At 66.5% G+C, this 14,627-nt stretch carries 14 protein-coding genes; all 14 read left to right on the top strand.

Annotated elements, in window-relative coordinates; all coding sequences use genetic code 11:
* Positions 1-60: 60 nt before the first annotated feature.
* The 14 genes from ASC45_RS04700 to clsB all read left to right on the top strand — a co-directional run bounded on the left by ASC45_RS04700 (position 61) and on the right by clsB (position 14,627).
* Positions 61-1,179, top strand: a complete 1,119-nt coding sequence (locus ASC45_RS04700; RefSeq protein ID WP_055449889.1) for an outer membrane beta-barrel protein — start codon at positions 61-63, stop codon at positions 1,177-1,179.
* Positions 1,180-1,212: 33 nt separating this feature from the next.
* Positions 1,213-1,551: a P-II family nitrogen regulator gene (locus ASC45_RS04695; RefSeq protein WP_055449888.1), complete on the top strand. Its 339-nt coding sequence runs from the start codon at positions 1,213-1,215 to the stop codon at positions 1,549-1,551.
* Between the two features lie 28 nt (positions 1,552-1,579).
* Positions 1,580-2,977, top strand: coding sequence for an ammonium transporter (locus ASC45_RS04690; RefSeq protein ID WP_055449887.1), 1,398 nt, complete (start codon positions 1,580-1,582; stop codon positions 2,975-2,977).
* Positions 2,978-3,156: 179 nt separating this feature from the next.
* Positions 3,157-3,615, top strand: coding sequence for a nuclear transport factor 2 family protein (locus ASC45_RS04685; RefSeq protein ID WP_055449886.1), 459 nt, complete (start codon positions 3,157-3,159; stop codon positions 3,613-3,615).
* A 39-nt stretch (positions 3,616-3,654) separates the two neighbouring features.
* On the top strand, positions 3,655-4,194 hold the full coding sequence (locus ASC45_RS04680) for an RNA polymerase sigma factor (RefSeq protein WP_055449885.1): 540 nt from the start codon (positions 3,655-3,657) through the stop codon (positions 4,192-4,194).
* Complete coding sequence (locus ASC45_RS04675; RefSeq protein WP_055449884.1) at positions 4,191-5,051, top strand: anti-sigma factor family protein; 861 nt, start codon at positions 4,191-4,193, stop codon at positions 5,049-5,051. Before ASC45_RS04680 ends, ASC45_RS04675 begins: the two co-directional genes overlap by 4 nt.
* Before the next feature lie 90 nt (positions 5,052-5,141).
* Positions 5,142-5,960, top strand: a complete 819-nt coding sequence (locus ASC45_RS04670) for an extracellular solute-binding protein (RefSeq protein WP_055449883.1) — start codon at positions 5,142-5,144, stop codon at positions 5,958-5,960.
* Between the two features lie 79 nt (positions 5,961-6,039).
* On the top strand, positions 6,040-7,332 hold the full coding sequence (gene gshA, locus ASC45_RS04665; RefSeq protein WP_055449882.1) for a glutamate--cysteine ligase: 1,293 nt from the start codon (positions 6,040-6,042) through the stop codon (positions 7,330-7,332).
* A 7-nt stretch (positions 7,333-7,339) separates the two neighbouring features.
* The gene (gshB, locus tag ASC45_RS04660; protein WP_055449881.1) at positions 7,340-8,431 is read left to right on the top strand and encodes a glutathione synthase; all 1,092 of its coding nucleotides are present in this window, start codon (positions 7,340-7,342) and stop codon (positions 8,429-8,431) included.
* Between the two features lie 36 nt (positions 8,432-8,467).
* Entirely contained in the window at positions 8,468-10,744 is a 2,277-nt protein-coding gene (locus ASC45_RS04655; RefSeq protein WP_055449880.1) for a sensor histidine kinase, read from the top strand.
* A 402-nt stretch (positions 10,745-11,146) separates the two neighbouring features.
* On the top strand, positions 11,147-11,806 hold the full coding sequence (locus tag ASC45_RS04650; RefSeq protein ID WP_055449879.1) for a peroxiredoxin: 660 nt from the start codon (positions 11,147-11,149) through the stop codon (positions 11,804-11,806).
* 108 nt (positions 11,807-11,914) lie between these two features.
* Positions 11,915-12,415 carry a dihydroneopterin triphosphate diphosphatase gene (nudB, locus tag ASC45_RS04645; RefSeq protein WP_055449878.1) on the top strand — a complete coding sequence of 167 codons (501 nt, stop codon included), beginning with the start codon at positions 11,915-11,917 and terminating at the stop codon, positions 12,413-12,415.
* Positions 12,416-12,426: 11 nt separating this feature from the next.
* Positions 12,427-13,275 (top strand): endonuclease/exonuclease/phosphatase family protein, encoded by an 849-nt coding sequence (locus tag ASC45_RS04640; RefSeq protein ID WP_055449877.1) that lies wholly within the window; start codon positions 12,427-12,429, stop codon positions 13,273-13,275.
* A gap of 2 nt (positions 13,276-13,277) precedes the next feature.
* A complete protein-coding gene (gene clsB, locus ASC45_RS04635; RefSeq protein ID WP_055449876.1) occupies positions 13,278-14,627 on the top strand; it encodes a cardiolipin synthase ClsB in 1,350 nt (449 codons plus the stop codon).

The raw sequence follows: 14,627 nt of genomic DNA, 5'->3' as shown, positions 1-14,627 counted from the left end.
ATACTCTCCGGCATTTCATGGTGGGCGTCTTGCCCTGCTGCACTCACAGGAGAAACTTGGATGAACAAAATCGCACTCGCCGCGGCCGTTGCCGCCGTTCTGGTCGGCACCACCGGCGTCGCCTCGGCGCAAACCGCTCCGGCTCCGGCCGCCCCGGCGGCACCCAGCCTGGGCGCCGTTCTCGCCGCCACCCCGGGGCTGAGCGTCACCGGGTATGTGGCTGGAAGCTATACCTACTTCGATACGTCGTCCACACTGCTGCGCGCCTACGACAACAAGACCAATGGCTTCTCTGCCAATCAGGCGGCGGCCACGGTGTCTTATCTGCCCAGCTCCGGGTTCGGCGCCGTCGCTAGTGTCATCGCCGGCAATGATGCCAAGGTGCTCAACGGCAACAACAGTACCTTCTACTTGAACAACGCCTTTGTGCAGTATGCCAACGGCGGACTCACTCTGATGGGCGGCAAGTTCAGTTCACTGGCCGGCTACGAAACCACCAACCCGACGAGCGATTCCACCGTCTCGCGCAGCATCCTGTTCTGGGACATGGAGCCCGGCGCCCTCACGGGTCTGCGCGCCAGCTATGCCGTGTCACCCGCGCTGACGGTGATCGGCGGGGTGAACAACGGCTGGGTCAGCCCGCAGCCGTCCAACACCTCCAAGACCATCGAGCTGGGCCTCACCGGCAGCCCGAGCAGCCTGTTCTCCTACACCGCCGACTACTACCGTGGCCAGTCGCCGTTGTTCGGCGGCTCGACCAATGGCGTGCTGCAACTGCTCGACCTGGTGGGCACCTTCAACGTCAACAGCGCGCTGACCCTGGCGGCCAACGTGGACCTGCTGTCCAAGGATGACGTGCCCCTGGCCAGCGGCGGCACCGGCACCGGCAAGGCCAACGGTCTGGCGCTGTACGCCACTTACGCCCTGACCGACCAGTTTGCCCTGGCTGCACGCGGCGAGTATGTGGACGACAAGGACGGCATGGTGTCGGGCACCAACGGCACCGCCAACAAGCTCAAGGAACTGACCCTGGCGGTCAATTACACCCCCGTGAAGAACGTCAAGCTGTCTGCAGAAGTCCGCCAGGACAAGTCGGACACCGCCATTTTCACCAAGAAGGACGGCACCCCCACGACCAAGCAGAGCTCGGTCGAGCTGATGGCCGTTTACTCGTTCTGACCCTTGGCCATCGAATCCACTGAAGGAGCCACCATGAAAATGATCACGGCCATCATCAAGCCGTTCAAGCTCGACGAGGTGCGCGAAGCCTTGTCGGGCATCGGGGTGACGGGCATCACCGTCACCGAAGTCAAGGGTTTCGGTCGGCAAAAAGGGCATACCGAGTTGTACCGCGGTGCCGAATACGTCGTCGATTTCCTGCCGAAGGTGAAGATCGAGGCGGCGGTGCCGGAAGCCCTGGCCGAGCGCACCATCGAAGCGATCGAAACCGCCGCGCGCACCGGCAAGATTGGCGACGGCAAGATTTTTGTCTCCGCCCTCGAACAGGTCGTGCGCATCCGCACCGGCGAGACCGGCGGCGACGCCCTCTGAACACCGCCCTCCCAGAAAGGTCTTCAACATGAAAAAATTTCTCGCCTCCGTCGCGCTCAGCCTGGTCGCACTGACCACGGCAGCGCCCGTATGGGCTCAGGTGGCAAGCAGCCCGGCTTCGACCTCAGCCCCAGCCGCAGCGCCCGCCGCCGCACCAGCGCCCGCGCCTGCAGCCGCGCCGGCCGCTGCGCCTGCCGCTCCCAATCCTGCGGCCTTCATCAACTCCGGCGACAACGCCTGGATGCTGACCTCCACCGCGCTGGTGCTGATGATGACCATTCCCGGTCTGGCGCTGTTCTACGGCGGCATGGTGCGCAAGAAGAACGTGCTGGCCACGCTGATGCAGAGCTTCGCCATCACCTGTCTGGTCACGGTGCTGTGGATGATCATCGGCTACAGCCTGGCCTTCACCCCGGGCAACGGGTTCATCGGCGGATTGAGCCGGTTCTTCCTCAATGGCATGGGCCTGGACGCGGCCAACCCGCTGGCGCCGACCATTCCCGAATCCACCTACATGACCTTCCAGATGACCTTCGCCATCATCACCCCGGCGCTGATCGTGGGGTCGTTCGCCGACCGCATGAAGTTCTCGGCCCTGCTGTGGTTCATGGGCATCTGGCTGCTTGCCGTGTACGCCCCGATCGCTCACATGGTGTGGGGTGGCGGCTTCCTCGGTGGTGACGGCGTGCTCGACTACGCTGGTGGCACCGTGGTGCACATCAACGCAGGTATCGCCGGTCTGGTGGCCGCGCTGGTGATGGGCAAACGCGTGGGCTACGGCAAGGAGGCCATGCCGCCGCACAACCTGGTGCTGACCATGATCGGTGCCTCGCTGCTGTGGGTAGGCTGGTTCGGCTTCAACGCCGGTTCCGCCGTGGCTGCGAGCGACCGTGCCGGCATGGCCATGGCCGCCACGCAGATCGCCACCGCCGCAGCCGCGCTGGGTTGGATGTTCGCCGAGTGGATCGCTCGTGGCAAACCCACCATCCTGGGCATCACCTCCGGCGCGGTGGCCGGTCTGGTGGCCATCACCCCGGCGTCCGGCTTCGTCGGCCCTGGCGGAGCGCTGGCCATCGGTATCGCCGCCGGCGTGATCTGCTTCTGGACCGCGGTCTACATGAAGGAAATGATCGGCTATGACGACTCGCTCGACGCCTTTGGCGTGCATGCCATCGGCGGCATCATCGGCGCCATGCTCACCGGCGTGTTCGCGGTCAAGGCCATCGGCGGCACCGCCGGCGCGCTGGAAGGCAATATGGCCCAGATCCTGATCCAGGCCAAGGGCGTGGGCTTCACCATCGTCTACGACGCCATCGTCACCTTCGTCATCCTCAAGATCATCGACATGGTCATCGGTCTGCGCGTCACCGAAGAGCAGGAACGCGAAGGTCTGGACATCAGCCTGCACGGCGAGCAGGTGCTGTAACGGGGTTTTTTCTTCCGGACGGTCTGGCGGCGACTGCGTGCCGCCGGATCGGAAGGCGTCTCCTCATCCCTTCCCCGGGATGTTCCCACCGCCCCCTCGGGGGCGGTTTTTTTTCGTCCAGGGAATAATCGCCGCACCAGGCCGTCCATGCAGCATCCCCACCCCAAACGGAGCTGACGATGAACACCGCAACCCGCCTGACCCCCACCCTCGCCGCCGCGGCACTGGCCCTTTCGGCCCTCTGGATCGCGCCTTCGGCCTACGCCGACACCCCCACCGAGGCCGCCCGGGCACACATCGAGGCGATTGCCGCGGGCAACGTGGATGCCATCACCGCCAGCTATGGCCCGAACGCCGTGCTCGAGTGGGTCGGCGGTCCGCTGGACGGTCGCTACGCTGCGACCGACGCCATCAAGACCACCTGGACCAAGTTCACCAAGGCCAACGGCCCGCTGAAAGCAGACATCACCCATCTGCAGGAGGCTGCCAATCCCAAGGGCGCCACCGTCACGGCCGATGTCGTGTTCCAGGGCAAGACGGCGATTCCGGTGCGCTATGTGCTCACCTATCGCGATGGCAAGCTGGTCGATGAAATCTGGCAGATCGACCCCAAACTCGCCAGCAAAGGCGGATACTGACCACAACCACCGCACGCCCACCCTCGAACCCGCCCCGTCATGGCCGACCGCCATCAACTGCTGACCGAGCAGATCCCGCATCTGCGGCGCTATGCCCGGGTGCTCCATGCGGGCCGCATGGCCGACGCCGACGATCTTGTGCAGGACACGCTGGAGCGCGCCGTCAACAAATGGGGGCTCTGGCGAGGCGTGGGTAGTGTGCGGCCCTGGCTGTTCTCCATCATGCACAACCTGTTCGTCGATCAGTGCGCCGTTCGCCAGGCGCAGACCACGCAGGCGCTGGACGACCTGCCCGATGGCGCCCTTCCGGTGCAGGCGGCCGACCAGGAGCTTCGCCTTGAGGCCCTCGAACTCCTGGCCGCCCTGCAGCGTCTTAGCGTGCCCTTGCGCGAGGTGTTGTTGCTAGTTGCGGTGGAAGGGCTCAGCTATGCCGAGACGGCCAAAGCTCTCAGCGTGCCCACCGGCACCGTGATGTCCCGCCTGTCGCGCGCGCGCACTCAGCTTTGGCAACTCACCAGCGGTGAAGGAGCGCAGCGCCCAGCGCTGCGCGTCATCGAGAGTCAAAGGAGTGTGGGATGAGTCCGCAACGTCCCGACCGCGACACCCTCATGGCCTATGCCGACGGCCAACTCGACGACACCCGCCATGCCGAGGTCGATCGCTATCTGGAACACGAAGCGCGGCTGACTCAGACGGGCGAACAGGCTTATCCGGGCGCGCACACCTCGGTGCGTGCCGAGATCGCCGCCCTGCAGGCGCAAAACCTGGCGCTGCGCGAGGCGCTCGCCCCCTTGCTCGACGAACCTGTGCCCGCGCGACTGTTGCAGCCTCTCGCGCCGCCCGCGCGCCCTTGGGTGCGCGCGGCGGCGGTGGCGTTGTGGATCGGCGTGGGCGCGGTGGCGGGCAGCCTGATCACCCGCGAATCGCAGCAAGACGACGCCGTGGCCACCGCGCAGAACGAAGGCATGCAGCACTTCGTGCGTCAGGCCGAACTCGCCTATGCCGTCTACACCCCGGACGCGCGCCGACCGGTGGAAGTGCGCGAGGAAAGCGATCTGACCACCTGGCTTTCACGCCGCCTGCAGCGCCCCATTGTGGCGCCCGACGCCCTGCCTGGCGGCCTGGTGCTCATGGGCGGACGCCTGCTGCCCGGCATGCCGGGCAAACCCGCCGCACAACTCATGTACCAGGACGCTCAAGGCCACCGCGTCACGGTCTATCTGCGCGGCATGGCCAGGCCCACCGCCGAGACGTCCTTCCGCATCGTCACCGGCAAACATATGTCCACTTTTTACTGGGTGGATCGCCAATGGGGCTACGCGCTGACCGGTGATCTGCCCCGCGCCCAACTGCTGGACGCTGCTCGCGCGCTCTATCAGCGCTACACCGCTGACGACCCGGCACAGCCGGCCCCCACCGCTGCGCCCCAAGCCTGACCTGACGGCGCCCCTTTCGATGTCCCTCGCCTCGCAGACCGATGCTCCGGCGTCGATTGGCCGGGGTTTTCTCAACCTTCAGGAGTGCACATGACCCAACCCACCTCACCCAAGCCTAACGCCACCCGCCGCGCCCTGTTGCGCAGCAGTCTGCTCAGCGCCGGATGGCTGCTGGCCTCGGCCACGCCGCTGGCCCTTGCGGACAAGACCCCGTCGCTCAAGGTCTACGGCCCTGGCGGCCCTGCGCCCGCCATGCACGAGGCCGCCGAAGCGTTCGAAAAGGCCACGGGCATCAAGGTCGACGTCACGGCCGGCCCGACGCCGAAGTGGATCGACGCCGCCCGGGCCAACGCCGACCTGATCTATTCAGGCTCGGAAACCATGATGAGCGACTTTGTCACCGCCATGAATGGCCAGATCGACAGCGCCGATGTCATTCCGCTCTACCTGCGGCCGCTCTCCATCCTGGTGCGGCCGGGCAACCCCAAGCACATCACCGGCTTCAAGGACCTGTTGCAGCCCGGCGTCAAGGTGCTCGTGGTCAACGGCGCCGGACAGAACGGCGTGTGGGAAGACGCCGCTGGCCGCCTGGGCGACATCCGCACGGTGCGTGCGCTGCGCAAGAACATCGTCGCCTATCCGGGCAACAGCGCGCTGGCCCGCCAGGCCTGGATCGACCAGCCCGACATCGATGCCTGGTTGATCTGGAACATCTGGCAGGTCTCCAACCCCAAGCTGGCCGACCAGGTCGCCGTGGAAGAGCCTTATCGCATCTACCGCGATACCGGCATCGCCCCGACCGCACGCGGCAAGCAGCAGCCCGCGTCGCAGCAGTTCATCGCCTTTCTGCAAAGCCCGCAAGGCGCGGCAATCTTTCAGCGCTGGGGCTGGATGACGCGCGGCGCCTGATCGCGGCTCGCCCCCGCCCGAGCACAACCTCGCGGGCTCTGTAAGAATCGGGGATGTCCATGCATTCCCCATCAGAACAATGATCCCGCATCTCATCACGTCCTCGGGCGATCCCGTCCTCGAACTCGAACAGCGCATCCTCGAGGCGCAACCGGCCATCGAACGCTGGTTCCGCCTCGAATGGATGGAACACACCCCGCCGTTCTACAGCTCGGTCGATCTGCGCAATGCCGGCTTCAAGCTCGCGCCGGTCGACACCAATCTGTTCCCCGGCGGCTTCAACAATCTGTCGCCGGACATGATGCCGTTGGCGGTGCAGGCCGCCATGGCCGCGATCGAGAAAATCTGCCCCGAGGCCAAGAACCTGCTGGTCATTCCCGAGAACCACACCCGCAACACTTTCTACCTGGAAAACGTCGCCACCCTGATGCGCATCTTCCGCCAGGCGGGGCTGAACGTGCGCCTGGGTTCGCTCGACGAGGCCGTGACCGAACCCATGCATCTCAAGCTGCCTTCGGGCGGCGAGCTGGTGGTCGAGCCGCTGATCCGCAACAAGCTGCGCCTGGGCCTGAAAGACTTCGACCCCTGCACCATCCTGCTCAACAACGATCTGTCGGGGGGCATTCCGCCCATCCTTCAGGGCCTGCATGAGCAGTACCTGCTGCCGCCGCTGCATGCGGGCTGGGCGGTGCGGCGCAAGTCCAACCATTTCCATGCCTATGACGATGTGGCGAAGAAGTTCGCCAAGCTCATCGGCGTGGACCCGTGGATGCTCAATCCCTACTTCGCCCAGTGCGGCAAGATCAACTTCCACGAGCGTCATGGCGAGGACTGTCTGGTCGGCGCGGTGGACAGCGTGCTCACCAAGGTGCGCAAGAAGTACAAGGAATACGGCATCCAGGAAAAGCCCTTTGTCATCGTCAAGGCCGACGCCGGCACCTACGGCATGGGTGTGATGACCGTGCGCGACCCCAGCGAGGTCAAAGACCTCAACCGAAAGACGCGCAACAAGATGAGCGTGGTCAAGGAAGGCCTGGAGGTCAGCGAGGTGCTGGTGCAGGAAGGTGTGCCCAGCGTCGAACGCCTGCAGGAAGCGGTGTGCGAGCCGGTGGTGTACATGATGGACCGCTATGTCGTCGGCGGCTTCTACCGCGTGCACGCCGACCGCGGACCCGACGAGAACCTCAACGCCCCCGGCATGCACTTCGTGCCGCTGGCTTTCGAGGAACAGTTCAACGTCACCCATCCCGAGGCCGCCCCCGGCACCAACGGGCCGAATCGCTTCTACATGTACGGCGTCATCGCCCGGCTGGCCATGGTGGCCGCCAGCTACGAGCTGGAGCGCACCGACCCCGAAGTCGAAATGGGCTGAGTCAGTCATGCAACTGCTGTTCATCGCCGACCCGATCGCGTCCTTCAAGATCTACAAGGACACCACCTTCGCCATGATGCGCGAGGCGCAGGCACGGGGCCATGTGCTCTGGGTTTGTGAAACGGCCGATCTGCATTGGAGGGGGGGAGCCCCCACGCTTGCCGCTGACGCGGCTGCGCTGCCCCCCGAGGGGGCCCACCCCGCCTTGGGGCGGCCCGGCGGCGGGGTGATCGCTGCCCCCACGCCTGCCGCGGACGCAGCACCCGTCACCGCCGTCTGCCGCCGCATCGAACTCACCGGGGCAGCGTCGGGTCACGATTGGTATCGCGTGCTCGACCAGCGCCCGCTGGCCTTGCGCGATGTCGATGCGGTGCTGATGCGCAAGGATCCGCCCTTCGACAGCGAATATTTCTACGCCACCCATCTGCTGCAGCAAGCCGAGCGCGAGGGCGCTGCGGTGTTCAACAGCCCCCGGGCGCTGCGCGACCACCCAGAGAAACTCGCCATTCTGGAGTTTCCGCAGTTCATCACGCCCACCCTGGTCAGTCGCCGCGCGGCCGAGATCAAGGCCTTCTACGCCGAGCATGGCGACGTGATTCTCAAGCCGCTCGACGGCATGGGCGGCACGGGCATTTTTCGCCTGCGTCAGCAGGCCGATGGCAGCCCCGATCCCAACCTCAACGTGGTGATCGAAACCCTCACCGCGGGCGGCGCCACCACCATCATGGCGCAACGCTTCGTGCCCGCCATTGCGCAGGGCGACAAGCGCGTGCTGATCATCGACGGCGAGCCCGTGCCCTACTGCCTGGCGCGCATTCCGCAGGGCGGCGAGACGCGCGGCAATCTGGCCGCCGGTGGCCTGGGCGTGGCGCAGCCGCTGTCCGACACCGACTGGACCATCGCCCGCGCGCTCGGCCCGGTGCTGGCTGCGCGCGGCCTGCTGCTGGTGGGCATCGACATCATCGGCGACCGTCTCACCGAGATCAACGTCACCAGTCCCACCTGCTTTCAGGAAATCACCCAGCAGAGCGGCTGCGACGTGGCCGCGCGTTTCATCACGGCGTTGGAGGCAGCCGTCGCCCGGCGCCGCGGCCATTGACTTCGGGACGGCACGCTGGGCGACAATCCGCCCATCATGTCGCTACCGCAAACCCGCTCCGCGCGCACCCTGATGGCGGCCCTGCTGCTGGCCCTCGCCGGGGTCACGGCGGCCCTCTATCTCGCCCTGCATCAGCCCTGGCTGGGGATGACGCTCTCGCCTCGCGCCGACCCTTACAGCCCGGGCATTCTGGTCACGAGCGTCGACCTCGACGGCCCATCGGCCGCCATCAACCCCGGCTCACGCCTGCTGTCGATCGCCGGCGCAGGGCAGCGCGTCGAGTTGCAGGCCCGCGACCTGATCGAGGAACCCGACTTCTTCGAAAGCTATGACGAGGTCGAGAACTTCTTCCGGCGCCAGACCCGCATCGCCGCGCTGCAGGCCAAGCCCCTGGTGCTGAGCTGGCGCGATCCGGCCGGGCAGATCATCGAGGCGCCGATCACCCCGCGGCGAGACCGGCCGCTGGCGAGCCTGCCCTTCGTTTTCTGGTTCCAGCTGATCTGCGGCGGCGGCGCCCTGCTCGTCGGCGCCTGGGTGTACGCCCTCAAGCCCAAGAGCTGGCCGGGGCGGCTTCTGGCGCTGTCCGGCTTGATGTTCCTGCCCAACACCTATTCGGCGGCGATCTACAGCACCCGCGAGCTGGCGCTGCCCGGCGGCCTGTTCGAGGTGCTGTCGGCCATCAACCACCTCGGCGGACTCGGCTTCGGCGGCGCGCTGGCCGCGCTGTTCATGGTGTATCCGACGCGGCTGGCACCACCCCAATGGCTCTGGCCCGTGCCCCTGATCATCGTCGGCTGGTGGGCCGCCGATGTGATGCGCCTCACCCCCGACGTGAGCTGGGGCGTGCGCATTCCGCTGCTGATCGAAATCCTGCTCGCGGTCGGGCTGGCCGTGGTGCAGTGGCGCCGCAGTGCCATGCGGGCCGCCGACCGCGCCGCACTGCGCTGGTTCATTCTGTCGGCCATGGCGGGCACCTTCACCTTCGTCGTGTTCACCTTCGGGTCGCGGATGTTCGGGGTGTTTCCGCCCATGCAACAGGGCTACGCCTTCGGCTTCTTCCTCGCCATGTATCTCGGTCTGGCACTGGGGGTGGGGCGCTACCATCTGTTCGATCTCGATCGCTGGGCCTACCGGCTGCTGTTGTGGGTGCTCGGACTGGGGCTGATCGTCGTGCTCGACATGCTGCTGGTGCTGCTGCTGAACTGGCGCCACGAAACCTCGCTACTGCTCACCCTGCTACTTGCCGGCCTGCTGTATCTGCCGATGCGGCAATGGCTCTGGACCCGCATGATGCAGGGCGAGCTGCCTCCCATCGACCGGCTGCTGCCCGAGATCATTTCGGTGGCCTTTACCGCGCAGACCCTGGAGCGCGAGCGACGCTGGCTCGGCCTGCTCGACAGACTCTATCAACCGCTGCACAACCTGCCGCTACCCCCCACAGACTCTGACACCACCATCGGCCTCGCGCAAGACGGCATGGAGCTGCGCGTTGCCTCAGCGGGCGGCATGAGCGCCCGGCGTCTGCAGGGGCGCAGCGCGGGGCAGCGTCTGTTCACGACCACCGACGCCGAACTGGCAACCTCGCTCGTGACCCTGCTCAACCAGGCCGCCGCGGGCCGAGATGCGCTCGAAACCCGGGTGCAGCAGGAACGCGACCGTATCGCCAGCGACCTTCATGACGACATCGGCGCCAAGCTGCTCACCCTGCGGCACCTGGTGCATGGCGAGCGTGAGCAGGCCATGCTGATGGCCACCATCGATCAGCTTCGGGCCATCGTGCGCGGCCTGCAGCATCATGTACAGCCCTGGGACGATTTCGCCGCCGATCTCCGCTCCGAAATCGCGCAGCGCCTGGCCGCTGCCGGCATGGAGCTCGACTGGCCGCCCCCCCTGATTGGCGGCCTGGCCTCCGCGCCACTTCAGCGCGGCACCGATGCCGGTGACCCCGCGCAGGACGCGGCGCTGCAATACCACCTTCGCGCCCTGCTGCAGGAAGCGGTGAGCAACGCCATCCGACATGCCCACGCCAGCCGCGTCAGCCTGCGACTGACGGTGCAAGACGATAGACAGATGCGCGTGGAGATCCGCGACGACGGCATCGGCATCGACCCGCAGCGCCCCGCCACGGGCCATGGCCTGACCAGCATGCAGATCCGCGCCCGCGCCCTGGGCGGTCGCATCGACTGGCACAGCAACCCCGGCCCCTTCCCGGCCTCATCGGCGCCGACCGGCGATGAGGCTAAACCAGCAGCCCCGCCGGGCATCGGCACCCTGGTGGAACTGGTCTTTCCGCTGCGGACCGAGCTGCTTTGACCCCCGATAACCCGACTCGAACACGGGAAGTCACCGATTCGTCACACCGCCGCAGACTCGCCGTCGCACAATCGGTGCGCCGGAGATGGGTTTAACCCAGATGGTCCATGAGGCGGCGCTTCGCGCCTGCATGGGCGCTGGCGGTCGGCTTGGGGCGTCTTTGCCCCCGCGCTTCGCGCCCATAGCTTGGGCTATGGGCTTGTCGCCCGGGGTCAAATCCATCCCCAATCCGCCTCGCCATCATCCCATGCCCTAATGAACAATCTGGGTTCAATTCGTTATACATTTTCCCTAACTGTCCGATGAAAACAATCCATTGGATCAATCTCCGCGTTTTCCCTAGACTTCTTCCTCAACGGCGCTGTTGCCGGATGTTTTTTTCCAACCACAAGGACCTCAACCATGGAACAAACCAACGAAACCATCGGCCTTCCCCGTCTGAATGAACCCGCACCGAATTTCACGGCCAAGACCACCCATGGCGATCGCACCCTGGCTGACTACAAAGGCAAGTGGCTGATCCTGTTCTCCCACCCGGCCGACTTCACCCCGGTGTGCACCACCGAGTTCATGGGCTTCGCCCGCAACTACGACAAGTTCAAGTCCATGAACTGCGAGCTGCTCGGCCTGTCGATCGACTCGATCTTCGCTCACCTGGCTTGGGTGCGTTCCATCAAGCAGCACTTCGGCGTGGACATTCCCTTCCCCATCATCGAAGACCTGAAGATGGACGTGGCCCGTGCCTACGGCATGATCCACCCCGGCGCCGCCGACACCCAGGCCGTGCGCGCCACCTTCTTCATCGACCCCAACGGCATCCTGCGCGCCATGGTGTACTACCCCATGAGCAACGGCCGCTCGATCGACGAGTTCGTGCGTCTGCTGCAAGCGCTGCAGACCAGCGACAAGCACGGCGTGGCCACGCCGGAAGCCTGGTGCCCGGGCGACAAGGTCATCGTGCCGCCGCCCAAGACCACGGCCGCCGCGGAAGAGCGTGTCACCGAAGGGCCCAAGCAGGGCATGGAAGTGACCGACTGGTACTTCACCAAGAAGTCGATCTGAGCCATTCAGGCCGGTGAAGGGGTTGCCTGAAAGGGCGGCCCATCGAACGCCTCCACGGAAAGCCCCGTGGAGGCGTTTTTTCGTCCGCATTGCCATAAACTGCGGCGCATGGATGCAACGGTCAGCGCTTCGCCCCCTGCCACGTCGGGGCAGAAAATTCCGGTCTCCGTGCTGGTGGTGATTCACACCCCGGCGCTCGAGGTTCTGTTGATCGAGCGCACGCAGCAACCGGGCTTCTGGCAGAGCGTGACCGGCAGTGTCGATGCGCTGGACGAGCCGCTGGCCGCCACCGCCGCGCGCGAAGTCGAGGAGGAAACCGGCATCCGCATCGGTGGCGCGGGCGTGCCGGCCGCCGCGCTGCGCGACTGGCATCTGGCCAATGTGTACGAAATCTATCCGCTGTGGCGTCATCGTTACCCGGCGGGGGTGTGGAAAAACACCGAACATGTGTTCAGCCTGGAAGTGCCTTCGGGCACCCCGGTCACCCTGGCCGCGCGCGAGCATCGCGCCCAGGTCTGGCTGCCCTGGCATGAGGCGGCGCCGCGCTGTTTCTCGGCGTCCAACGCCGACGCGATCCGCCAGCTTCCACGCCGCCTGGCGCGCACCTGAACCACCGCACCATGGAACTGCGTGTCGCCTCCTACAACATCCACAAGGGCGTGCTCGGGCACGGCCCGGCCAAACGCGCCAGCATCCTCGAATTGCAGACGGCGCTGCAGGGGATGGAAGCCGATCTGGTCTTTCTGCAGGAAGTGCAGTTTCTGCATCAGCGCCACGCCAGTCGCCTGACTGGCTGGCCTGCGCTGCCGCAGCACGACTTTCTGGCGCAGGCGCTGGGCATGCACGCGGCCTACCGCACCAATGCCTGCACGCGGCATGGCGAGCATGGCAATGCGCTGTTGTCGCGCTACCCCATCATCGGCATCGACCACTGCGATGTCTCGGATCACCGCTTCGAGCAGCGCGGCCTGCTGCATGTGCAGGTGGCGCTGCCCAAGGGCGGGCCGCTGCATTGCATCGTGGTGCATTTCGGGCTGTTCGCGGTCAGCCGTCAACGCCAGACCGATCGCCTGCTCGACTACATCGCCGCCCGCGTGCCCGAGAAGGCCGCCCTCATCGTCGCCGGTGACTTCAACGACTGGCACGGCCGCATCGGCCCGCAGTTGCTGCGGCAGCATCTGGTGGACGTGAGCGAGCCGAAGGTCAAGACCAACGGCAAGACCTCCTGGCGCAACCGGGTGCGCACCTACCCCGCGCGCCTGCCGCTTATGCCGCTTGACCGCATCTACGCCCGCGGGCTGACGGCCAGCGAGATCGGCCTGGGCTGGGGCCGCGCCTGGGCCCGGCTGTCCGACCACGCCCCGCTGCTGGCCGCGCTGCGCTGCGACCTGCCCGACTGCCCCGAAGCCGCCTTGCCCGAGACGGCCGATCTGGCCGACCTGGGCAACAGGCTGGGCAGCCCTGCCTGAGCATGCCGCCCGACCCAGCGTCCGCGCCGGACGACCTCCCGCTCGACTGGGTTGCGGGCGCAGCCCCGCGCCTCTTGCCCTACGGCAGCGCGCTGTTTCCGGCGATGCGTCAGGCCATCGAACAGGCGCGCGAGAGTATCTGGCTGCAGACCTACATCTTCCACACCGACGAAGCGGCCATGGGCATCGTCGCCGCGCTTTGCGACGCGGCACGGCGAGGCGTGCAGGTGCGGGTGCTGGTGGATGGCCTGGGCTCGCATCGCAGCATCGAGACGCTCTCCACCCACTTCACGGAAGCCGGGGTGGAGTTCATGGTGTTCCGCCCCTGGCGCCGGTGGCTCGACATCGTGCAGCGCGGGCGCTGGCGACGTCTGCACCGCAAGCTCTGCGTGGTCGATGCCCACGCCGCATTCATCGGCGGCATCAACATCATCGACGACCGCTACGACCTGCACCACGGCTGGAGCGCCGAGCCCCGGCTGGACTACGCGGTGCAATACCACGGTCATCTCGCTCGCCAGACGCAATGGGCCATGCAGCGCCTGTGGCTGCGCACCGTGCTCACCGGCAGCCTGCAAAGACGGCTGCGCAACATGCCGGGCCCCGGCGTGTTCGACACCTCACCCAATCAGCGCGCCTACTGGCAGGAGCTGCTGGACTGGGGCAGCGCCGTGCCCGACCTGCACGAGGAAGACGGCGGCCCATTGCGCCTGGACGCCCCGCCGCCCCTTGGCGCAGCCGCTTCGCCACCGGCAGCCTTGCAGAGCGCCGACACCAGCCTGGCCACCCTGGTGGTGCGCGACAATTTTTCGCGGCGCCGCGCCATCGAGCGCAGCTACATCCACGCAATTCATAGCGCCCGCAGCCGCGTGCTCATCGTCACGCCCTACTTCTACCCGGGACGGGAGTTTCGCCAGGCACTCAAAGCCGCCGCCGCTCGCGGCGTGCGCGTCGAGCTCTTGCTGCAGGGACGCGTGGACTACCGCATGGCAGCCTGGGCAGCCCGAGCCCTTTACGGCGAAATGCTGCGCGCTGGGGTGCACATCTTCGAGTACACCCCGGCCTTTCTGCATGCCAAGGTCGCCGTGGTCGACGACAGTTGGGCCACCGTGGGCAGTTCCAACATCGACCCGCTGTCGCTGCTGGTCAACCTGGAGGCCAACCTGGCCGTGCGCGACCCCGCCTTCGTGCGCGAACTGGGCGCCCATGTCGAGCAACAACTCGCCCGCTCGCTGCCCATCAACACGCCAGACCGCCTGCGCACGCGGGCGCCGTGGTGGCTCAAGCCCTTCGTGGCGGTTGCAGCCCGCGCCTTCGTCGCCTTGGCCGGCGGGGTGCGCAACGAATACTGA

Origin of the sequence: Thiomonas bhubaneswarensis (assembly GCF_001418255.1) — a bacterium.
Lineage (GTDB): Bacteria > Pseudomonadota > Gammaproteobacteria > Burkholderiales > Burkholderiaceae_C > Thiomonas > Thiomonas bhubaneswarensis.
The sequence above is the reverse complement of the archived record's forward strand: the minus strand, read 5'-3'. Positions and strand labels throughout refer to the sequence as shown.